Origin of the sequence: Streptomyces sp. NPDC047853 (assembly GCF_043204535.1) — a bacterium.
GTDB lineage: Bacteria > Actinomycetota > Actinomycetes > Streptomycetales > Streptomycetaceae > Streptomyces.
This window is the reverse complement of record NZ_JBIDCI010000007.1, coordinates 24077-44157: the sequence shown is the minus strand read 5'-3', so window position 1 is coordinate 44157 and position 20081 is coordinate 24077. Positions and strand designations below refer to the sequence as shown.

The following is a 20081-nucleotide window of genomic DNA, read 5'->3' as shown; positions in this document are numbered from 1 at the left end:
GTCCGTCGCGGACAGGTGCGGTCCGCGATCCTCAGTGGGTCGGGTCGGTCAGGGCGGTGACGGACACCGACAGGTCGTTGTCCCGGGTGTAGAACGGCCCCGCCTGCACGGACCCGTGCGGCGTCCGCACGCGCGTGGGCGGACAGGCGGGGACCGGATGTTTGTCGGCGACGTCGTCCAGCAGCCTCGCGAGGCGCACGACCGGGCCGGACTCACCGGCGGGCCGCAGCCACAGGTCCCACACGCCGCGCCCCAGCGCCTCGTAGGACAGGGTGAGGCCGAAGTCCGCCCGGTCGGCCGCTACGTCCACCCGCAGTACGTCGCCCCCTCCGGTGCCGGGGCGGGGCCGCAGCTCGGCGTGAGCGCCGGGGGCGAGCCGCGTGCCGTACACCCGCCCCCGCACGTGCAGCCCGTCCTCCGTGGGGTGCAGCTCCCCCGCCTCCGCGTGCGGTGCGCGCAGCCAGGAGCGGACGGTGAGGTTGCCCTGCCGGTCGGCGTACGGGATGCGGACGGCGACGTGGCCGAGCAGTCCGCCGGGGGTGCGGTCGGCGAGCGGGCGCAGGTCGGTGACGCCGGGCACCAGGCGCCGCGGCGCACCGTCGGACACCCGCGCGTAGGCGTCCCAGCGCCCCTCGGGCAGGGAGACGCTGCTGGGCAGCGCGGCACGCAGCCGGCCCTCCGCGGCCGGGGCGAGCGGCAGCCCGACCTCGTCGCCGGCGGCGCCCGCGCCGCGGCGGCGCAGGACGAGGAGGGCCGCCCGGGGGTCCCCGTGCACGGCGACGTCGAAGGTGAGGCCGCCCGCGGAGTCACCGACGCAGTCGGCACGAAGCGGAGCGGCCGGCGGGGCCGGGGGCGTCATGCGATGCGGTTCCTCCCTGGGCTTCTCGTCGTCCGGTGAGACCCGGAACCCGGCCATCTGGTTGTCCGTGTCCGATTGCGATGTGGTCACGGCCACAGCACTTCCGGTCACCCGGTTCATTCACTGATTTCCTGATATGTCGACTGCCGGACGCCCTCGCAGTCCTCACCCTCACCAGCTCAACGCCCTTATAGAGAAAGGCACTTGTTCGTTCCACGGCGTTCGGGTCCGTGCGGTGGCCGCCCGCGTCCGGCGGCTCGATTCCCTTGGCCATGGGCGTGACTCCGGCCACGGATCGCCCGTTGTCTCTGCATGAGCCGGGGACCGCCCGGACCACGGCCCGGGAGCCACCCGGTCCGGCCATGCACCGCATCCCGAGGGAGCCACCCGTGCCGCGCATGCTCGACGTCAGCGACGACGTACGCGCCGAGATCGGCGACGAAGAAGCCGACCGCCTGCTCGCCGGGGAATCCGCCCCCGGCAGCTACGACTGCACGTCCTGTCGCACCCCGGGCGACTGCGAGCAGGAGCGCACCAGCACCGTCCTCTTCATCGGCGAGGAGACGGCCGTGCTCGCCTTCGCGCACGCCGGCTGCCTGCCCTCCCAGGTCGTCAAGGTGACCGAGGAGCAGCTCCAGGGGGCGGTGCGCTCCATCAACGCCGACCACGCCCGCCCCGAGCCCCAGCGGGCCGCACCCGAGCAGGCGGCGCCCGAGCAGGCCGTGCTCGGGGTCACCAGCGGACTGATCCTGATCGCCGGGGAGCTGCACCCGGCCCTGGTGGTGGAGCCGACCGCCCCCATCGCGCGGCCCGGCACCACGGGCCTCGGCGACGACTTCCTGCCGCTCCTCATCGAGCAGGGCTTCATGCCGGTCATCGAGCTGACCACCGCGCCGGGCGTGCTGCACGGCTGGTCGGTCCTGCTCGCGATGGGCCAGCTGCACGCGGTGCTCCAGCCGGGGACGAACGGCGGCCGGCCGGTGGCCTGGTGGCAGGCGCACCAGCCCCTCCAGGTCACCGAGGGCTGGCGCACCGCGGCCAACAAGCACCAGCAGGTGCTGATGTTCGCGGCGCCCGTGGGATCGATCGGACGGCAGCCGCGCGAGGACCTGCTGCGGGACGCGCTGGACAAGGCGGCGGCGAACGGGCAGCTGGTGGCGGCCGCGCTGCCGCTGGCGGGGACCTGACCCCGACCCTCCGGACGCCGGACGGGCAGCGTCCGGGCCGCATCCCTTCCCGCGCGGTGTCGTTTGGACATACGTGTACGCATACGACGCCTTCCACCGCCAGGGTGGCCCTTCGGCCACACCGATCTACGACGCGCTCTACGCCGAGTACGTCCGGTCCTTCCGATCGCTCCCGGGCGATCGCAGCGGCGAGGAGGAGCTGGGGTTCACGTCGTTCAGGAGCATCCCGCGCAGCAGGGGCACGTACAGCGCCTACAGCGCGGGGGCCCACAGCGCCCGTGTCGGCCAGCAGTCGGTGTGGCAGCGCGTCGGCACGCACCACGTACCGGCCGCGCTGCCGCCCGCGCCGCGCAGAGGCGCCTGACCACCCCCGAGTGACGAGAGAGGGCGACCCCCGGCCGGGGGTCGCCCTCTCTCGTACTCACCTCTGACCGCTACTTCTTCTTCGCGCCGCGCTTCTCGCGCACCCGCACCGAGATGTGGATCGGCGTGCCCTCGAAGCCGAACTCCTCACGCAGCCGGCGCTCGATGAAGCGGCGGTAGCCCGCCTCGATGAAGCCGGAGGCGAAGAGCACGAACCGCGGGGGCTTGGTGCCCGCCTGGGTGCCGAACAGGATGCGGGGCTGCTTGCCGCCCCGGACCGGGTGCGGGTGGGCGGCGACCAGCTCGCCGAGGAAGGCGTTCAGCCGGCCCGTCGGGACGCGGGTCTCCCAGCCGGCCAGGGCCGTCTCGATCGCGGGGACCAGCTTCTCCATGTGCCGGCCGGTCTGCGCCGAGACGTTGACCCGAGGCGCCCACGCCACCTGGCCGAGCTCCGTCTCGATCTCCCGCTCCAGGTAGTAGCGGCGCTCCTCGTCGAGGGTGTCCCACTTGTTGTAGGCGACGACGACCGCGCGCCCCGCCTCCACGGCCATGGTGACGATCCGCTGGTCCTGGATCGAGATCGACTCCGAGGCGTCGATGAGGATGACGGCGACCTCCGCCTTCTCCACGGCGGCGGCGGTGCGCAGCGAGGCGTAGTAGTCGGCGCCCTGCTGGAGGTGGACGCGCTTGCGGATGCCCGCCGTGTCGACGAACTTCCAGGTCACGCCGCCCAGCTCGATCAGCTCGTCGACGGGGTCGCGGGTGGTGCCGGCCAGCTCGTTGACGACGACGCGCTCCTCGCCGGCCACCTTGTTCAGCAGGGAGGACTTGCCGACGTTCGGGCGGCCGATCAGCGCGATGCGGCGCGGGCCGCCGACGGCGGTGCCGAAGGTCTGTGCCGGGGCCTCGGGGAGGGCCTCCAGGACCTTGTCCAGCATGTCGCCGGTGCCGCGGCCGTGCAGCGCGGAGACCGGGTGGGGCTCTCCGAGGCCCAGCGACCACAGGTAGGAGGCGTCGGCCTCGCCGCTCTGGCCGTCCACCTTGTTGGCGCACAGCACCACGGGCTTGCCGGCCTTGCGCAGCAGCCGGACGACCGCCTCGTCGGTGTCGGTGGCGCCGACCTTGGCGTCCACGACGAAGACGACCGCGTCGGCGGCCTCGATCGCGTACTCGGCCTGCGCGGCCACGGAGGCGTCGATGCCGAGGACGTCCTGCTCCCAGCCGCCGGTGTCGACGACCTTGAAACGGCGGCCGGCCCATTCGGCCTCGTAGGTGACACGGTCACGGGTGACGCCGGGCTTGTCCTCGACGACGGCCTCGCGGCGGCCGATGATCCGGTTCACCAGGGTCGACTTGCCGACATTGGGGCGGCCCACGACGGCGAGGACGGGGAGCGGGCCGTGCCCGGCCTCCTCGATCGCGCCCTCGACCTCGTCGACGTCGAAGCCCTCTACCGCGGCGAGCTCCATGAACTGCGCGTACTCGGCGTCGCCGAGCGCCCCGTGGTCGTGCTCCCCGCCCGAGCCCTCGGAGTGGATGTGGTCGTTCATGAAGTCCGTACCTCGTTCATCGTGGTGATCGGTGGAAAACCCCCAGTTCCGGGTGATCCACTACTCAAGTGTCGCCCAGCGCCCGGTGAGGCGCCTGGCGTTTTCCAGGTGCGCGGTGAGCTGCTTCTGGATGCGTTCGGTCGCCTCGTCCAGTGCCTTGCGGGTGCGCCGCCCGCTGCCGTCGCCCGCGTCGAAGGGGTCGCCGAAGACGACGTCGATGCGCGAGCGCAGCGGAGGCAGCGCCTTTATCAGCCGTCCGGGGCGGTCGGAGCTGCCCAGCACCGCGACCGGGACGATCGGCGCGCCGCTGCGGACCGCGAAGTACGCGAGCCCGGCACGCAGCGCGGCGAAGTCGCCCTCGCCGCGGGTGCCCTCCGGGAAGATGCCGAGCACACCGCCGTTCTCCAGGACGCCCAGCGCCTGGGTGATGGCGGTGCGGTCGGCGGTCGAGCGGTCCACCTTCAGCTGCCCGATGCCGAGCAGGAAGGGGTCCAGGGGACCGATGAACGCTTCCTTCTTGATCAGGAAGTGCGTCGGCCGGGGTGCCACGCCCATGACCATCGGGCCGTCGACGTTGTGCGAGTGGTTGACGGCGTAGATCACCGGGCCGGTGGCGGGCACCCGCCAGGCGCCGAGCACCCGCGGCCGGAAGAGCCCGTACATCAGTCCGACGCCGATGCGTCGCCCGACCTCGGCGCCCTTCTCGGACGGGACGGAGGCTGCGGTCACTTCCCCGCCCGCTTCTCCTCGACGAGGGTGACGACGCACTCGATGACCTGCGCGAGGGTGAGGTCGGTGGTGTCGACCTCGACCGCGTCGTCGGCCTTCGCCAGCGGCGAGGTCTTGCGGCTGGAGTCGGCCGCGTCCCGCTTGATCAGGGCCTCGCGGGTGACGTTGACGTCGGCGCCCTTGAGTTCGCCGCTGCGGCGGGCGGCGCGGGCCTCCGCGGAGGCGGTGAGGAAGATCTTCAGGTCGGCGTCCGGCAGCACGGTCGTGCCGATGTCGCGGCCCTCGACGACGATGCCGAGCGGGGCGGCGGCGGCGATGGTGCGCTGCAGTTCGGTGATCCGGGTCCGCACCTCGGGGACGGCGCTGACCGCGCTGACCCTGGAGGTGACCTCCTGGGTGCGGATCGGACCGGCCACGTCCGTACCGTCGACCGTGATGGTCGGGGCGGCGGGGTCGGTGCCGGAGAGGATCTCGGGCTTGCCGGCCGCGGCGGCGATCGCGTGCGGGTCGTCGGTGTCGATGCCGTTGGTCACCATCCACCACGTGATCGCCCGGTACTGGGCGCCGGTGTCCAGGTAGCTCAGGCCGAGCTGGGCGGCGACGGCCTTCGACGTGCTCGACTTGCCCGTGCCGGAGGGGCCGTCGATGGCGACAATCACGGCCGGAACGGTCGGGGCGGCGCCGTTTTCCACGAGGGGACACCTTCCTGGTGCGGTGCGGTGAGTGGTGTGCGGGACACGAATGCGCCCCGCACCAGGTTACTGGCTCCCCGGGACCCCTCCGACAGGCGCCCGATCCCCGGGATCACTGCCGGATCGCCCAGCCCCGCTCCCTCAGGGCCGCCGTCAGCACCGGGGCGGTCTTCGGCTCGACCATCAGCTGGACCAGACCGGCCTGCTGCCCGGTGGCGTGCTCGATGCGGACGTCCTCGATGTTGACCCCGGCCCGTCCCGCGTCCGCGAAGATGCGGGCCAGCTGGCCGGGCTGGTCGTCGATGAGGACGGCCACGGTCTCGTAGCGCCGGGGGGCGCTGCCGTGCTTGCCCGGGACCCGCACCTGCCCCGCGTTGCCGCGCCGCAGCACCTCGGCGATGCCGGTGCCGCCCTCGCGGCGCTTGTCGTCGTCGGAGGACTGCAGGGCGCGCAGGGCCCGCACCGTCTCCTCCAGGTCGGCGGCGACGTCGGTGAGCAGGTCCGCGACCGGCCCGGGGTTGGCGGAGAGGATGTCGATCCACATCCGCGGGTCGGAGGCGGCGATACGGGTCACGTCCCGGATGCCCTGCCCGCACAGCCGTACGGCGGCCTCCTCGGCGTGCTCCAGGCGGGCGGCGACCATGCTGGACACCAGGTGCGGCATGTGGGAGACGAGGGCCACGGCGCGGTCGTGGGCGTCCGCGTCCATCACCACGGGCACCGCACGGCAGTGCGAGACCAGCTCCAGGGCGAGGTTCAGCACCTCGGTGTCGGTGTCCCGGGTCGGGGTCAGCACCCAGGGGCGGCCCTCGAAGAGGTCGGCGGTGGCGGCCAGCGGGCCGGACTTCTCCCGGCCGGACATGGGGTGCGTGCCGATGTAGGCGGAGAGGTCCAGGCCGCGTTCCTCCAGCTCGCGCCGGGGGCCGCCCTTGACGCTGGCCACGTCGATGTAGCCGCGGGCGACGCCGCGGGCCATGGCGTCGGCGAGGACGTCGGCCACCAGGGCGGGCGGGGCGGCGACGATCGCCAGGTCCACGGGTCCGCTCGGCGCCGCGTCGGTGCCGGCGCCCAGGGAGGCGGCCGTCCGGGCCTGCTCGGGGTCGTGGTCGCTGAGGTGCACCGTGACGCCCCGCTGGGAGAGGGCGAGGGCGGCGGAGGTGCCGATGAGGCCGGTGCCGATGACGAGTGCGGTTCTCACTGGGCGATGTCCTTGCGCAGGGCCGCGGCGGCGCCGAGGTAGACGTGGGTGATCTCGGCACGGGGCCGGTCCGACTCGACGTGCGCGAGGATCCGGACGACCCGGGGCATGGCGCCCTCGATGTCCAGCTCCTGGGCGCAGATCAGCGGGACGTCGGTGATGCCGAGCTTGCGGGCGGCGGCGGCCGGGAAGTCGCTGTGCAGGTCGGGGGTGGCCGTGAACCAGATGCTGATCAGGTCGTCGCCGGTCAGGTCGTTGCGCTCCATGACCGCGGTCAGCAGGGCCGCGACCTGCTCGTCCATGTGTCCGGCTTCGTCCCGCTCCAGTTGGACGGCGCCCCGGACCGCTCGTACCGCCACGGCGATGCTCCTTGCTGACGTGCGTATCGGTTTGTGGTCCGTCCAGCGTAGTCAGCCCGCCGCGTACCGGCCCGGGGCGCCCGTCTCCTGAGACGCTGACCGCGGCCGGAACGTCCACACCGCATCCCCTTCGGAGTGACCCCGTGAACCACAACCCGACGCGTCGTACGGCACTCCTCTCGGCGGGCGCGGCGGCACTCGCGGTCGGCTGCGGCGAGGACGACGGCGGCTCCTCCGAGGCGGGGACCTCTCCAGGGCGGGAACTGGCGTCGACGCACGACATCCCGGTGGGCGGCGGCAAGGTCTTCGCGGCCGAGAAGGTCGTGGTGACCCAGCCGGAGCCGGGCGACTTCAAGGCCTTCTCGGCGGTCTGCACACACCAGGGCTGCATCGTGTCGGAGGTGCGCGACGGCACCATCGACTGCGCCTGCCACAACAGCCGGTTCAGCGTCACCGACGGGGCGGTGGAACAGGGCCCGGCGACCGAACCACTGCCCGCGAAGGAGATCACGGTGGAGGGAAATTCGGTCCGCCTGGCATGAGACCCCCGCGTACGCTCCCCCGCATGCGCCCCGAGACCCTGGTACGCGACCACACGATCTACGCCTGTGTCATGGGCTCGCGCGCCTTCGGCCTGGCGACGGAGGAGAGCGACACCGACCGCCGGGGCGTGTACCTCACGCCCACTCCCCTGTTCTGGCGCTTCGACAAACCGCCGACGCGCGTGGAGGGACCGGCCGAGGAGCAGTTCAGCTGGGAGCTGGAGCGCTTCTGCGAGCTGGCGCTGCGCGCGAACCCCAACGTCCTGGAGTGCCTGCACTCCCCGCTCGTGGAGCACGTCGACGACACCGGCCGCGAACTGCTCGCCCTGCGCGACGCCTTCCTCTCCCGCCGGGTCCACGAGACGTTCACCCGCTACGCCCACGGCCAGCGCCGCAAGCTGGACGCCGACGTGCGCGCCCACGGCGCCCCGCGCTGGAAGCACGCGATGCACCTGCTGCGGCTGCTGACGTCCGCCCGCGACCTGCTGCGCACCGGCACCCTGACGATCGACGTCGGCGACCACCGGGAGGCGCTGCTCGCGGTGAAGCGCGGCGAGGTGTCCTGGCCGGAGGTCGAGTCCCGGATGGGCCGGTTGGCGCGGGAGGGCGAGGAGGCGGCCCGGCGCAGCCCGCTGCCCGAGGATCCGGACCGGCGCCGCGTCGAGGACTTCCTCGTCCGCGTCCGCCGCGCCTCAGCCCTCCAGCCGGATCCGTACGACGAAGTCGTGCAGGGCGTCGTACGCGGTGGCGGCGTCCGGCAGGTCTGACGCCGCCTCGGCCTCGTCCAGGACCCCGTGCAGCCTCTCCACGTCGGCCCGCACGCGCGCGTGGGCGACACCGGCGTCCCCGTGCTCGCGTTCGGCCTTGGCGGCGATCAGCTCGGGCAGGTAGCCCGGGGCGTCGTCGACCTCCCCGAGGAGCGTGGGAAGGTGCGGCTGCACCTCGCCGGCGCGCATCAGGTGGATGCCCGTGAGCAGCACCCGGAAGGTGTAGAGCAGCGGCTTCAGCTCGCCGTTCTTCTCGAACAGCCGCCACTGGGTGCCCGCGAACCCCCGGTAGTGGTGGGCGTGGTGGCTGGTGAGGACGCCGGGCGCGAGCGCGGCCAGCTCCCGGTGGGCGTCGGTGGTGTGCACGACCAGCGGGGAGAGCAGCTGCTCCAGCACGTAGCCGTTGCGCCGCAGCATCAGCCGCACGAACTTGCGCAGGTCGTGCGTGACCAGGTCCATCTCGACGCCGTCCCGGTCCCATATCCGCATGGGGGTCCCCCCATGCCGTTCAGGCTATGGGGGAGGGTCTCCTCGGGCTCGCGCAGGCCGACCAGGTCGGCGGCGGGCAGCAGGTGGACACCTCGCAGGTCCACGTCCGAGTCGCGGGAGGGGAAGCCGTAGAGGTGGGCGCCGGAGACGGTGGCGAACAGCACCGGGAAGGGCTGTTCGGCCACCACCGGGGCCAGGTCGATGTCGAGAGCGTCGATCATGCGCTCAAGCATCCCAGAGCGCTCCGAGGGCCAGCAGGTCGGTCCGGTACTCGATGCGGTCGGCCCACTCGGCCGGCCAGGCGTCCGCGCCCAGGTACGCGCCCGCGAAGGCGCCCGCGAGACAGGCGACGGAGTCGGAGTCGCCCGAGGTGCAGGCGGCGCGGCGCAGGGCGGTCAGCGGCTCGTCGACGAAGAGCAGGAAGCAGAGCAGCCCGGCCGCCATGGCCTCCTCGGCGATCCAGCCCTCTCCGACGGCGAGGCACGGGTCGGTCTCCGGCGAGACGGTGCGCACCGCCCGCTGGAGCCGGTCGAGTATCGCCAGGCACTCGTCCCAGCCGCGGGCGATGAAGTGCTCCGGCGTGGGGTCCTGGGCGCGGGTCCACAGGTCGCCGAGCCAGCGCTCGTGGTAGCGGGTGCGGTTGTCGTAGGCGTACGACCGCAGCAGCCCGACCAGTCCGGTCGGCTCGGCTCCCTGGGCGAGCAGCCGTACGGCGTGCGCGGTGAGGTCGGAGGCGGCGAGCGCGGTGGGGTGCCCGTGGGTGAGCGCGGACTGCAACTGGGCGGCGCCCGCGCGCTGTTCGTCGCTGAGACCCGGGACGAGCCCGACCGGTGCGACGCGCATGTTGGCGCCGCAGCCCTTGGAGTGGATCTGGGAGGCGTCCTGCCAGGGGCGGTCCGGGGTCTTGAGGAGGCTGCAGGCCTTGAGGCAGGTGGTGCCCGGCGCCCGGTTGTTCTCGGGCGACTGGTACCAGTCGACGAACTCCTCGCGCACCGGCCGTTCCATGCGCTTCGGGCCGAGCAGCCCCCGGTCCATGGCCGTCCGCAACCCCTTCCCCAGCGCCAGCGTCATCTGGGTGTCGTCGGTGACGATCGCGGGCCGGGGCAGTGCCATCTCCCGCCAGGGGCCGCACTTGGCGAGGATCGACGGGACGTCGTTGAACTCGGTGGGGAAGCCCAGCGCGTCCCCGAGGGCGAGCCCGGTGAGCGCCCCGGTGGCGGCGCGCTTGGTGACGGTGGTCGTGGTCATGCGGGGCGTCCTTCCCGAGGGGTGCGGAGCAGCGGTGGGTGCAGGGCGGTGGCCGGACCGGCGCGGTAGACGGCGGCGGGCTTGCCGCGGCCTCCGGTCAGCCGGGCGGCGCCCGGGACGGGCTCGACGAAGCCCGGGGTGGCGAGGACCTTGCGGCGGAAGTTCGGCCGGTCCAGGGCGGTGCCCCACACCGTCTCGTAGACCTGCTGGAGCTCGCCGAGCGTGAACTCGGGCGGGCAGAAGGCGGTGGCCAGGCAGGTGTACTCCAGCTTGGCGCCGACCCGGTCCCGGGCGTCGGCGAGGATCCGGCCGTGGTCGAAGGCGAGCCCCACGGCCGCGTCGTACGGCACCCAGCGGGCCTCGGCCGCGTCACCCCCGCCGTGCGGTTCGGGAGGGTCCGGCAGCAGCGCGGCGAAGGCCACGGACACGACCCGCATGCGCGGGTCGCGGTCGGGCTCGCTGTAGGTGCGCAGCTGTTCCAGATGCAGTCCGGTGACGTCCGCCAGACCGGTCTCCTCGGCCAGCTCCCGCCGGGCCGCCGTCTCCGCCGACTCCTCGGGCAGCAGGAAGCCGCCGGGCAGGGCCCAGCGGCCGGCGTACGGCTCCTGGCCCCGCTCGACCAGCAGCACGTGCAGCGCGCCCGCGCGGAGCGTGAGGACGGCCAGATCGACGGTGACGGCGAAGGGCTCGAAGGCGTACTTGTCGTAGCCGTGCACGAACACCCACCCCCTTAATAGTCAGTACGACTATAAAGATGGTGGGTGCCCGGAACAACCCCTAGAGCTCGACCTCCTGCATCAGCATCCCGACCTCCGTGTTGGAGAGCCTGCGCAGCCAGCCCGACTTCTGGTCGCCCAGCGTGATCGGACCGAAGGAGGTGCGCACCAGCTTGTCGACGGGGAAGCCCGCCTCCGCGAGCATCCGGCGGACGATGTGCTTGCGGCCCTCGTGCAGGGTGACCTCGACCAGGTAGTTCTTGCCGGTCTGCTCCACGACCCGGAAGTGGTCGGCGCGCGCGTACCCGTCCTCCAGCTGGATGCCGTCCTTGAGACGCTTGCCGAGGTCGCGCGGGATCGGGCCCACGATGTGCGCGAGGTAGGTCTTCTTCACGCCGTACCGCGGGTGGGTCAGGCGGTGCGCCAGCTCCCCGTGGTTGGTGAGCAGGATGACGCCCTCGGTCTCGGTGTCGAGCCGACCGACGTGGAAGAGCCGGGTCTCGCGGTTGGTGACGTAGTCACCGAGGCACTGCCGGCCGTCCGGGTCCTCCATGGTGGAGACGACGCCGGCCGGCTTGTTGAGCGAGAAGAACTGGTACGACTGCGTGGCGACGGTCAGGCCGTCGACCTTGACCTCGTCCTTCTCCGGGTCGACCCGCTTGCCCTGCTCCAGGACGATCTCGCCGTTGACCTCGACGCGGGCCTGCTCGATCAGCTCCTCGCAGGAGCGCCGGGAGCCGAAGCCCGCGCGCGCGAGGACCTTCTGGAGCCGCTCGCCCTCCTGCTCGGCGCCGGGGAAGGTCTTGGGGAGCTTGACGTCCTTCTTTCCCGCGTACCGCTCCCGGTTGCGCTCCTCGGCCCGCGCCTCGTACTCGCGGGACGTGGCCGGGACCGAGCGTCCCCGCTGGAGGGGCTTCTTCGGACCGCCCTTGGCGCCACCGCGGGCCGCGGGACCGCGGCCCGACTTCGGACCGTCCTGGGTGGCGCCGGGACCCACGTCGTAGCGCCGCTCCTCGGGGCGCGGCCTCTTCGGACGGCCGCCCTGCTTGTCGTCGCGGTTGCCACCGGCGCCGCGGGGGTTACCGCGGCCACCGCTGCTCCCGCCGCGGCCGCCGCTGTTGCCACCACGGCTCCCGCCGTTGTTTCCGCTGCTGTTCCTGCCGCTGCTGCTTCGCATCAAAGTTCCGTCTTGTCGTCTGCGTCCTCGGAATCCGGAGCGTCCGGATCGAACGACGGGACCCCTTCCAGCGTCTCCGCCTCGATCGCCGCCGCCTCCGGGAGGAACGGCGCGAGCTCCGGGAGCTCGTCCAGGCCGCGCAGGCCCATCCGCTCCAGGAAGTAGTTCGTCGTCACGTACAGGATCGCACCTGTTTCGGGTTCCGTGCCCGCCTCCCCGACCAGACCCCGCTGGAGGAGGGTGCGCATCACACCGTCGCAGTTCACGCCGCGCACGGCGGAGACGCGGCTGCGGCTGACCGGCTGGCGGTAGGCGACCACGGCCAGGGTCTCCAGGGCGGCCTGGGTGAGGCGGGCGTGCTGGCCGTCCAGGACGAAGCCCTCGACGGCCGCGGCGTACTCGGGGCGGCTGTAGAAGCGCCAGCCGCCCGCGACGACCCTGAGCTCGAAGCCGCGGCCCTGGACGGTGTACTCGTCGGCCAGCTCGCGGAGCGCGTCCGCGATCTGCCGCCGCGGCCGCTGCAGTATCCGGGCGAGGTGCTCCTCGGTGGCGGGCTCGTCCACGACCATGAGGACGGCTTCCAGGGCGGGCTTGAGTGCGAGGCCGGCGACGGCCTCCGGCCCGCCCGGGGCCTTGGTGGTCTCGTCGCTCACGCCTTCCGCTCCTCCTCGGCCTCCGGCGGCCGGTCGAACTCGTCGGTCACCACCGGCTCGCCGTCCCCGTCCCCGCCGGTCCAGCGGACCAGCAGGTCGCCCAGCGCGGTCTCCTGGTCCAGGGCGACGGCCTTCTCCCGGTACAGCTCCAGCAGGGCGAGGAAGCGGGCCACGACCGTCAGGGTGTCGTCGGTGTCCTCGACCAGCACCCGGAAGCTGGTCTCGCCCAGCTCCCGCAGCCGGGCGACGACGATCCCGGCCTGTTCCTGGACGCTGACCAGGGGCGCGTGGATGTGCTCGACGTACACCTGCGGCCTGGGCCTGGGCTGCATCGCCTTCACGGCGAGCTTGGCGAAGCCCTCCGGCCCGATGCTGATGACGACCTCGGGCAGCAGCTCGGCGTGGTGGGGCTCCAGGCCGACGGTACGGGGGTAGCGGCGGGCCTCGGCCTCCAGCCGCTCGTTGAAGATCTCCGCGATCTGCTTGTACGCGCGGTACTGGAGCAGCCTCGCGAAGAGCAGGTCACGGGCTTCCAGCAGCGCCAGGTCGGCCTCGTCCTCGACCTCGGCGGCGGGCAGCAGCCGGGCCGCCTTGAGGTCGAGCAGGGTGGCCGCGACCACCAGGAACTCGGTCGTCTCGTCGAGGTCCCAGTCGGGTCCCCGTGCGCGGATGTGCGCCATGAACTCGTCGGTCACCTTGGAGAGCGCGACCTCGGTGACGTCCATCTTGTGCTTGGAGATCAACTGGAGGAGCAGGTCGAAGGGGCCCTCGAAGTTGGCGAGCCGCACGGTGAAGACGCCGTCGCCCTCGCCCGTCTCGTTCTCCGCGAGGGCGGTGGGCGCCTCGCCCGGCGCCGCTCCGGACGCGGTCCCGCTCCCGGGCGCCGCCTCGCTCGCGGGCGGCTCCTCGGCCGGTCCGGCGAGGCTCACGGGGCTCACGGGGCGGTACCCCGACCCGACGGCCTCCGACGCGACGCCCGGCGCCTGCGCAGCGCGGTGGGTGACGACCGGCGCCGAGGGGGCCACCGGTCCGCGGGCCTCCCGGGCGGGGTCCTCGGGAAGCGTGCTCGTCGGCCGGTCCTCCGCTGCCGGAACCGCTTCCTCCGCCCCGGCGGGGGCGGGCGTTCCGGAGCCCGGAGGCACCTCGTCGGGCGTCACGGGGGGCGGCGGGGCCGACCCGGCCGTCCGGGGCTCTCCCGGACCCGTCCCCAGCGCACGCCGACGGCCGGCGCGGGCACCGGGGCGGGGGGCGTCGTTCGAGGTCATGGCCCCCGCAGGCTACCGCTACCGCCCGCGCAGCCGTCGTACGAGGATGCTGGCGTCCCCGCGGGTCTCCAGGTCGGCGAGGACCACGGCGACCGCCTCGCGGACGATGCGGCCGCGGTCGACGGCCAGTCCGTGCTCGCCCCGGAGCACCAGCCGGGCGTGCTCCAGGTCCATCAGCTCCTCGGCGGAGACGTACACGGTGATCTTCTCGTCGTGGCGCTCACGGCCGCTGGGGCGGCGTGCGGCGGCCCGGCCGCGCTTGCGGGAGGCGGCAGAACCTTCCTGCGCGTCGGTACCCGGCCCGGAGCGCTCCGCGCCCCGGCTGCGGGACTCGCCCGCCGAGCCCGGTTCCGCGTCCGCCGCGGCGTGCTCGGCGCCCCCGCCGTCACCGCCCCGCGCGGGCACCGCGTGCGGCGCGTCCTCGGCGGCGGCCTGGTCGCTCTCCCCCGCCGGCGCCGGCACCCGGGCTTCCCCGTTGGCCGGTCGCCGCGGGGAGGACGCCTGGAGCGCCGTTCCCCCTGTCGTGCGGAAGAGTTCGTCGGCCCCCGGCAGACTCACTCGGCGTGACACCGGGCGAGCACCTCCCTGGCGAGCTGGCGGTAGGCGGCGGCACCGACGGAGTTGGAGGCGTACGTGGTGATCGGCTCACCGGCGACCGTGGTCTCCGGGAAGCGGACCGTGCGTCCGATGACCGTGTGGTAGACGTGGTCGTCGAAGGCCTCCACCACACGCGCGAGCACCTCACGGCTGTGCACCGTGCGCGAGTCGTACATCGTGGCGAGGATGCCGTCGAGCTCCAGGTCGGGGTTGAGCCGCTCCTGGACCTTCTCGATCGTCTCGGTCAGCAGTGCCACTCCACGCAGCGCGAAGAACTCGCACTCCAGGGGCACGATCACCTTGTGCGCGGCGGTCAGCGCGTTGACCGTGAGCAGGCCGAGCGAGGGCTGGCAGTCGATCACGATGTAGTCGTAGTCGTCCATCAGCGGCTTCAGCGCGCGCTGGAGCGTGGACTCGCGCGCGACCTCGCTCACCAGCTGCACCTCGGCAGCCGACAGGTCGATGTTGCTGGGCAGCAGGTCCATGTTGGGGACCGCCGTCTTCAGCAGCACCTCGTCGGCCGCCATGCCCCGCTCCATGAGCAGGTTGTAGACGGTGAGGTCGAGCTCCATCGGGTTGACGCCGAGACCGACCGACAGCGCGCCCTGCGGGTCGAAGTCGACGAGCAGCACCCGGCGCCCGTACTCGGCGAGCGCGGCACCCAGGTTGATGGTCGACGTGGTCTTGCCGACGCCGCCCTTCTGGTTGCACATCGCGATGATCTTCGCGGGGCCGTGATCGGTCAGCGGGCCCGGGATCGGGAAGTACGGCAGCGGGCGTCCGGTCGGACCGATGCGCTCACGGCGCTGGCGCGCCGCGTCGGGCGCGAGCGTGGCCGCGTACTCGGGATCGGGCTCGTACTCCGCGTCCGGATCGTAGAAGTGCCCCTCGGGCAGTTCGTCGTAGTCGGCGAAGTGGTTGCGGGGCGCGCCACTTCCGTCGCCGGCCATGGCGTTCACGTGTTGGCCATCCATACTCATGTGTGCTGTCTGAGTTGCCTGCGGACTCTGGTGGGCTGCGAAGGTGCGTACAGCGACGGAGCCGACAGCCTCGAGACGCCCGGGGCTCTCGGCCCGTGCAGGCATTCCTGGTTGACCACCCCCGGGAGTAAATGTCGACTCATTCACAAGTCGTCTTACCTCCTTGGTGACCAGGAAACTTCTAGACAGGTCAGCGTGGCACCATGCCGACGTTCGGCGACTCTATGGCGTGTCGGGCGTCCGCAGCAACACAATCCGCCGGACCCGGCCCGATGTGTCGGCAATGAAACAACCCTCTGTCAAGGGCGTACGGCCGTCGCACAGCAGGTTTCACCGGTGCGCGAATCGGTTGAAGCGTTACGTTCGAGGCGAGTTGGCCAGGAATCGCAAAGTGACCATACACACACCCGGCCGGACCTTGTCGGGCAAGGTCCAGCCGGGTGTGTGGGGTTGACGGCGACTGTTGACGTATCGCCTTTGCCGGTCGCCGACTTGGCCGATTTACCGGCCGGGCCGTCGGTTGCCGACAGTCGCCGGCCGCCGGCGGGCGGCCTCAGGCGAGGAGGGCGGCCAGCTCGACGTGCTCCAGCCCGTGCGCCTCGGCGACCTCCTTGTACACGACCTTGCCGTCATGGGTGTTGAGGCCCTTGGCCAGCGCGGGGTCGCGGCGCAGCGCCTCGGCCCAGCCGCGGTTCGCCAGCTCGACGATGTACGGCAGCGTGGCGTTGGTCAGCGCGTAGGTGGAGGTGTTCGGCACCGCGCCGGGCATGTTGGCGACGCAGTAGAAGACCGAGTTGTGGACCGGGAAGGTCGGCTCGGCGTGCGTGGTCGGGTGGGAGTCCTCGAAGCAGCCGCCCTGGTCGATCGCGATGTCGACAAGGACACTCCCGGGCTTCATCCGGGAGACCAGCTCGTTGGTGACCAGCTTCGGGGCCTTGGCGCCGGGGATCAGCACCGCGCCGATCACGAGGTCGGCCTCCAGGCAGGCCTTCTCCAGTTCGAAGGCGTTGGAGACGACGGTCTGGATCTTCGTACCGAAGATCTTGTCGGCTTCCTTGAGCTTGTTGATGTCCTTGTCGAGCAGGGTCACGTGGAAGCCCATGCCGATGGCGATCTGCGCCGCGTTCCAACCGGAGACACCTCCGCCGATGACGACGGCCTTGCCGGCCAGCACGCCGGGGACACCGCCGGGCAGCACACCGCGCCCGCCGTTGGCGGCCATCAGGTGGTAGGCGCCCACCTGGGGGGCCAGCCGGCCCGCGACCTCGGACATCGGGGCGAGCAGCGGCAGCGCGCGGTTCGGCGTCTCGACGGTCTCGTAGGCGATCGCGGTGGTGCCGGACTCGATGAGCGCGTCCGTGCACTCCTTGGAGGCGGCCAGGTGCAGGTAGGTGAAGAGCGTCTGGTCCTTGCGGAGGCGGTGGTACTCCTCCGCGATGGGCTCCTTGACCTTGAGCAGCAGGTCGGCGGTGGCCCAGACCTCGTCGGCGGTGTCGAGTATCCGCGCACCGGCGGCGACGTACTCCTCGTTGGGGATCGAGGAACCGACACCGGCGTCGCGCTCGACGACGACCTGGTGACCGTGGCGCACCAGCTCGTGGACGCCGGCGGGGGTGATGGCCACCCGGAACTCGTTGTTCTTGACCTCGCGGGGGATACCGACCTTCACGTCGATCACGGTCCTTGGCTCAGAGGATGGGTCTATTACTACACGTACCCGCGCACACGGGGGCACAACGGGAGAGACCGCAAGAACGTGCGGCAGAGCCAGTCTAATGAAGGTGTTCCCGCTGTCTAGCCTTTCAAAGCATCAATCTTCAGTCGAAGCGCTACGGATTTCGCAGGCCTCGGCGGGATCTTCCCTCAACATGCGATCGGCGGCGCTCCGCTGCAGGCCCGCCGCCGTGGGGTCGCCGAGCCGGTCGAGCGTGTCGGCCAGCCGCAGGTGCAGCGCGGCCTGCAGCCGGTCGTCCTCGGCCCGGCGGGCCCAGTCGACGGCCTCCTGGCACGTGCGCAGCGACTCCTCGGGGCGCCCCGCGTACTCCTGGACGCGGGCCAGTTCGCTCAACGCCCGCGCGTGTGCGGCCACATCACCGGTCCTGCGGTACCCGGCGGCCGCCGCGCGCCAGCCCCGCAGCGCCTCGCCGTAGCGGCCGGCGTAGGTGTGGGCGGTGGCGAGGCGGCCGTAGACGCGGGCGGCGTCGGCGCGCTCGTCCCGGGCGAGCCGCTGGGCCAGGGCCCGGCCGAACCAGTCGGCGGCCCGGTCGTAGTCGCCCAGCTCCAGGTGGGCACCGCCCACGGATTCCATCGCGCGGGCGGTCGCGTACGGGTCCTCCGCCTCCCGTCCGGCGTCCAGCGCGGCCCGGTAGCGCACCAGGGCCTCGGCGGTACGGCCGGTGCGGGCGTCCAGGTCGGCCAGGTTCAGCAGGGCCGCCGCCTTCTCGCGGGGCAGCTCGCGCCGCTCGGCCACGTCGAGGACGAGGCGGTGGATGCCGTACAGGTCGGGGGCGGCCGCCTGGGTGCCGAAGTGGGCCACCATGGCGCGCACCAGCTGGGACATCAGCCGCCGGGCGAGGGTGTCCAGCTCACCGTCGGCGACCGCGAGGCGGGCCGCGGCCAGCAGCGCGGGCCGCCGGACGCCCAACCACTCGGCGGCGGCCCTCGGGGTGGGGAAGCGCAGCGCGCGGGGCAGGGTCAGCAGCTTGTCGCGGGCCTGGGGGCTGTCGGTCTCGGTGACCGCCCGGCAGGACTGGAGCAGGCGTACCGTCCGCTCCAGCATGCGGGCGCGGGCGAGCTGGAGCTCGGCGGGCCGGTCGTGGGTGGTGGCGAGTCTGCGCAGGAAGGCGTGCAGACAGCCGGGGACCTCGTACTCGGGCAGCGGGGAGTCGACCGCGCGCAGCACGCCGAGGGCGACGAAGTCGTCCAGGGTGGTCCGGGCGCCCTGCACCGAGCAGCCGGCCAGCGCGGACGCGGTGTGCGGGTCGACCAGGCCGGCCGGGGCGAGGGAGAGCAGCCGCAGCATCCGGGCGGCGGTGCTGGGCAGGGACGCGTAGACGAGGCGGAAGACGCGGCTGAGCGGGGTCCCCTCGTCGCCCTCTGCGTGCACGTGCTTGGCGAGGTCGGCGACGGCCGCCTGGGGGCGGGCGGCGAGCCAGCCGCCGGCCAGGGTCAGGGCGGCGGGCTGTGCCTGGCAGACCTCGACCAGCTGCTCGGCGGCCCGGGGGTCGACGGTGATGCGCACCGAGCCGGTGTACCGGGACAGCAGCTCCATGGCCGACTTGGTGTCCAGCCCGCCCAGCGTGCACGGCCGGACGTCCGCGATGCCGGTCAGCGGCCCTTCGGCGACGGTGACGGCCAGGCAGTGCGGGCTGTCCGGCAGCAGGGCGTCGACCTGCTCCGCGTCGGCCGCGTCGTCGAGCAGGAGGAGCGCCTTGCGGTCGGCGAGGGCGGCGCGCAGGGCTTCGGTGAGATCGTCCTCGTCGGCGCCGGGCGGGGCCGGCCGGTCCAGCTCGGTGAGCAGTTCCCCGGCGAGCCGTGCGACGGGCACGCGCGTGCCGTCCGGCTCGCTCAGACGGGCGCGCAGCACACCGTCGGGGTAGGCGTCCGCGACCCGGGCGACCAGTTCCTCGGCGAGCGCGGTGCGGCCCGAGCCGGGACGGCCGGCGATGAGCAGCACGCGCGCGCGGGGGGCCTTGCGGCCGGAGAGGGTGTCCAGGCCCGCGCGCTCGATGTCGGCGCGCAGCGCCTTCAGCTCGCGGTCGCGGCCCAGGAACCGATTCTCCTCGGCCACGTCCTCCGACAGCCGTACGCCGTCCGTGTCCACCGCCTGATCCGTCACGGGCCACACTCCCGATCCCACCGCACGTCGGCGCCCGCCGGAACCCCGGTTCGGGCGTTTCCCGAGCCTAGTTCACGCTCTGCTACGTTCCCGGCGGAGCGCGGCGGGCACATCCCCCGATCGGATCAACCGATGGTCACACCACGGAGGGCACCTCGGGTGCGGTTCCAGGCCGCCGGCGGGTGGGTCCGGGACCCGGGGCCGGGGAGAACCAAACCCCGGGAGCGGCTGGGCGTCAGGCCTCGAACGGCCGCGCCGGCCACGGCGCCTCCGCCGGGCGCAGGGCGTCCAGCCCGTCCCCCCGCTCGGCCGCGACCAGCGACAGCACGCCCACGACCAGGCAGTTGTTGTGCAGCTCGCCCGCGAGCACACCGCGGACCAGGTCCGCGACGGGCACCCGCGCCAGCTCCATGTCGGCCTCTTCGTCCTCGACCTCGAAGCGCGCGCCCTCGGCCTCGGACAGGTTCCGGGCGAGGAAGATCCGCACGGCCTCGTCGCAGCCGCCGGGGGTGGTGTAGACGTCGGTCAGCACCCGCCAGTCCTCGGCCTTGACGTGCGCCTCCTCGTACAGCTCGCGCTGGGCGGCGTGCAGCGGGTTCTCGCCGGGGACGTCGAGCAGGCCCGCCGGGATCTCCCACAGCTTCTCGCGCACCGGGTGGCGGTACTGCCGCAGGACCAGCACCCGTCCCTCGTCGTCCAGGGCGAGGACGGCCACGGAGCCGGGGTGGACCTGGTAGTCGCGGGTCGCCACGGAGCCGTCGGGCATGACCACGTCGTCCTGGCGGACGGTGGTCTTGTTGCCCTGGAACGGGGTCCGTGTGCCCCGGACCTCCCACTCCTCGGGGATGTCCTTGATGCTGCTGCCCGTCATG

General features: G+C 72.8%; 20 protein-coding genes and 1 pseudogene. 4 read left to right on the top strand and 17 right to left on the bottom strand.

Annotated features, from left to right (window positions below; genetic code table 11):
- Nucleotides 1-31: 31 nt before the first annotated feature.
- A complete protein-coding gene (locus tag ACGF5T_RS15375; RefSeq protein ID WP_366768051.1) occupies nt 32-859 on the bottom strand; it encodes a hypothetical protein in 828 nt (275 codons plus the stop codon).
- Between the two features lie 389 nt (nt 860-1248).
- Between ACGF5T_RS15375 and ACGF5T_RS15370 the strand changes: the two genes are divergently transcribed.
- Together ACGF5T_RS15370 and ACGF5T_RS15365 are read left to right on the top strand one after the other, a co-directional pair.
- On the top strand, nt 1249-2046 hold the full coding sequence (locus tag ACGF5T_RS15370; protein ID WP_356606128.1) for a hypothetical protein: 798 nt from the start codon (nt 1249-1251) through the stop codon (nt 2044-2046).
- A 73-nt stretch (nt 2047-2119) separates the two neighbouring features.
- Nucleotides 2120-2410, top strand: coding sequence for a hypothetical protein (locus ACGF5T_RS15365; RefSeq protein WP_053128507.1), 291 nt, complete (start codon nt 2120-2122; stop codon nt 2408-2410).
- A 70-nt stretch (nt 2411-2480) separates the two neighbouring features.
- Here ACGF5T_RS15365 and der read toward each other — a convergent pair whose 3' ends face one another.
- The 5 genes from der to aroH all read right to left on the bottom strand — a co-directional run bounded on the left by der (nt 2481) and on the right by aroH (nt 6937).
- On the bottom strand, nt 2481-3959 hold the full coding sequence (gene der, locus ACGF5T_RS15360; protein WP_361019342.1) for a ribosome biogenesis GTPase Der: 1479 nt from the start codon (nt 3957-3959) through the stop codon (nt 2481-2483).
- A 60-nt stretch (nt 3960-4019) separates the two neighbouring features.
- Nucleotides 4020-4622, bottom strand: coding sequence for a lysophospholipid acyltransferase family protein (locus tag ACGF5T_RS15355; protein ID WP_392888222.1), 603 nt, complete (start codon nt 4620-4622; stop codon nt 4020-4022).
- A 62-nt stretch (nt 4623-4684) separates the two neighbouring features.
- Nucleotides 4685-5380, bottom strand: coding sequence for a (d)CMP kinase (gene cmk, locus ACGF5T_RS15350; RefSeq protein WP_356606135.1), 696 nt, complete (start codon nt 5378-5380; stop codon nt 4685-4687).
- Between the two features lie 112 nt (nt 5381-5492).
- Nucleotides 5493-6578, bottom strand: a complete 1086-nt coding sequence (locus tag ACGF5T_RS15345) for a prephenate dehydrogenase (RefSeq protein ID WP_366768808.1) — start codon at nt 6576-6578, stop codon at nt 5493-5495.
- Nucleotides 6575-6937: a chorismate mutase gene (gene aroH / locus ACGF5T_RS15340; protein WP_356606139.1), complete on the bottom strand. Its 363-nt coding sequence runs from the start codon at nt 6935-6937 to the stop codon at nt 6575-6577. The genes ACGF5T_RS15345 and aroH overlap by 4 nt, the downstream gene beginning before the upstream one ends.
- A gap of 143 nt (nt 6938-7080) precedes the next feature.
- On the opposite strand from aroH, the gene ACGF5T_RS15335 reads away from it, so the two are divergent.
- A complete protein-coding gene (locus ACGF5T_RS15335; RefSeq protein WP_356606141.1) occupies nt 7081-7479 on the top strand; it encodes a Rieske (2Fe-2S) protein in 399 nt (132 codons plus the stop codon).
- Between the two features lie 23 nt (nt 7480-7502).
- Nucleotides 7503-8246 (top strand): DNA polymerase beta superfamily protein, encoded by a 744-nt coding sequence (locus ACGF5T_RS15330; RefSeq protein WP_366768809.1) that lies wholly within the window; start codon nt 7503-7505, stop codon nt 8244-8246.
- Here the strand turns inward: ACGF5T_RS15330 and ACGF5T_RS15325 are convergent.
- From ACGF5T_RS15325 to ACGF5T_RS15275, 11 genes and pseudogenes are all read right to left on the bottom strand, one after another.
- Nucleotides 8172-8956: pseudogene (locus ACGF5T_RS15325) on the bottom strand (DNA polymerase beta superfamily protein). The gene ACGF5T_RS15330 and the pseudogene ACGF5T_RS15325 overlap by 75 nt on opposite strands.
- A gap of 4 nt (nt 8957-8960) precedes the next feature.
- Nucleotides 8961-9983, bottom strand: a complete 1023-nt coding sequence (locus ACGF5T_RS15320; RefSeq protein WP_366768810.1) for an ADP-ribosylglycohydrolase family protein — start codon at nt 9981-9983, stop codon at nt 8961-8963.
- Nucleotides 9980-10699: an NUDIX domain-containing protein gene (locus ACGF5T_RS15315; RefSeq protein WP_356606146.1), complete on the bottom strand. Its 720-nt coding sequence runs from the start codon at nt 10697-10699 to the stop codon at nt 9980-9982. Before ACGF5T_RS15315 ends, ACGF5T_RS15320 begins: the two co-directional genes overlap by 4 nt.
- A gap of 61 nt (nt 10700-10760) precedes the next feature.
- Nucleotides 10761-11876 (bottom strand): pseudouridine synthase, encoded by a 1116-nt coding sequence (locus tag ACGF5T_RS15310; RefSeq protein WP_356606148.1) that lies wholly within the window; start codon nt 11874-11876, stop codon nt 10761-10763.
- Nucleotides 11876-12529, bottom strand: a complete 654-nt coding sequence (scpB, locus tag ACGF5T_RS15305; protein ID WP_356606150.1) for an SMC-Scp complex subunit ScpB — start codon at nt 12527-12529, stop codon at nt 11876-11878. Before scpB ends, ACGF5T_RS15310 begins: the two co-directional genes overlap by 1 nt.
- A complete protein-coding gene (locus ACGF5T_RS15300; protein WP_366768811.1) occupies nt 12526-13794 on the bottom strand; it encodes a segregation/condensation protein A in 1269 nt (422 codons plus the stop codon). Before ACGF5T_RS15300 ends, scpB begins: the two co-directional genes overlap by 4 nt.
- Before the next feature lie 18 nt (nt 13795-13812).
- Nucleotides 13813-14364, bottom strand: a complete 552-nt coding sequence (locus ACGF5T_RS15295; RefSeq protein WP_356606152.1) for a hypothetical protein — start codon at nt 14362-14364, stop codon at nt 13813-13815.
- Nucleotides 14349-15476: a ParA family protein gene (locus ACGF5T_RS15290; RefSeq protein ID WP_356606154.1), complete on the bottom strand. Its 1128-nt coding sequence runs from the start codon at nt 15474-15476 to the stop codon at nt 14349-14351. The genes ACGF5T_RS15295 and ACGF5T_RS15290 overlap by 16 nt, the downstream gene beginning before the upstream one ends.
- 448 nt (nt 15477-15924) lie before the next feature.
- Nucleotides 15925-17049, bottom strand: coding sequence for an alanine dehydrogenase (gene ald / locus ACGF5T_RS15285; protein ID WP_053128540.1), 1125 nt, complete (start codon nt 17047-17049; stop codon nt 15925-15927).
- Between the two features lie 132 nt (nt 17050-17181).
- The gene (locus ACGF5T_RS15280) at nt 17182-19209 is read right to left on the bottom strand and encodes a tetratricopeptide repeat protein (RefSeq protein ID WP_356606157.1); all 2028 of its coding nucleotides are present in this window, start codon (nt 19207-19209) and stop codon (nt 17182-17184) included.
- Between the two features lie 235 nt (nt 19210-19444).
- A complete protein-coding gene (locus tag ACGF5T_RS15275; RefSeq protein ID WP_366768813.1) occupies nt 19445-20080 on the bottom strand; it encodes an NUDIX hydrolase in 636 nt (211 codons plus the stop codon).
- Nucleotide 20081: the final 1 nt, after the last annotated feature.

Coding starts and splice junctions, on each gene's coding strand:
- ACGF5T_RS15290 (WP_356606154.1), bottom strand. CDS start 15,476: ATGCCTGCACGGGCCGAGAGCCCCGGGCGTCTCGAGGCTGTCGGCTCC.
- ACGF5T_RS15275 (WP_366768813.1), bottom strand. CDS start 20,080: ATGACGGGCAGCAGCATCAAGGACATCCCCGAGGAGTGGGAGGTCCGG.
- ACGF5T_RS15300 (WP_366768811.1), bottom strand. CDS start 13,794: ATGACCTCGAACGACGCCCCCCGCCCCGGTGCCCGCGCCGGCCGTCGG.
- ACGF5T_RS15375 (WP_366768051.1), bottom strand. CDS start 859: ATGACGCCCCCGGCCCCGCCGGCCGCTCCGCTTCGTGCCGACTGCGTC.
- der (WP_361019342.1), bottom strand. CDS start 3,959: ATGAACGACCACATCCACTCCGAGGGCTCGGGCGGGGAGCACGACCAC.
- ACGF5T_RS15330 (WP_366768809.1), top strand. CDS start 7,503: ATGCGCCCCGAGACCCTGGTACGCGACCACACGATCTACGCCTGTGTC.
- ACGF5T_RS15355 (WP_392888222.1), bottom strand. CDS start 4,622: ATGTACGGGCTCTTCCGGCCGCGGGTGCTCGGCGCCTGGCGGGTGCCC.
- ACGF5T_RS15320 (WP_366768810.1), bottom strand. CDS start 9,983: ATGACCACGACCACCGTCACCAAGCGCGCCGCCACCGGGGCGCTCACC.
- ACGF5T_RS15310 (WP_356606148.1), bottom strand. CDS start 11,876: ATGCGAAGCAGCAGCGGCAGGAACAGCAGCGGAAACAACGGCGGGAGC.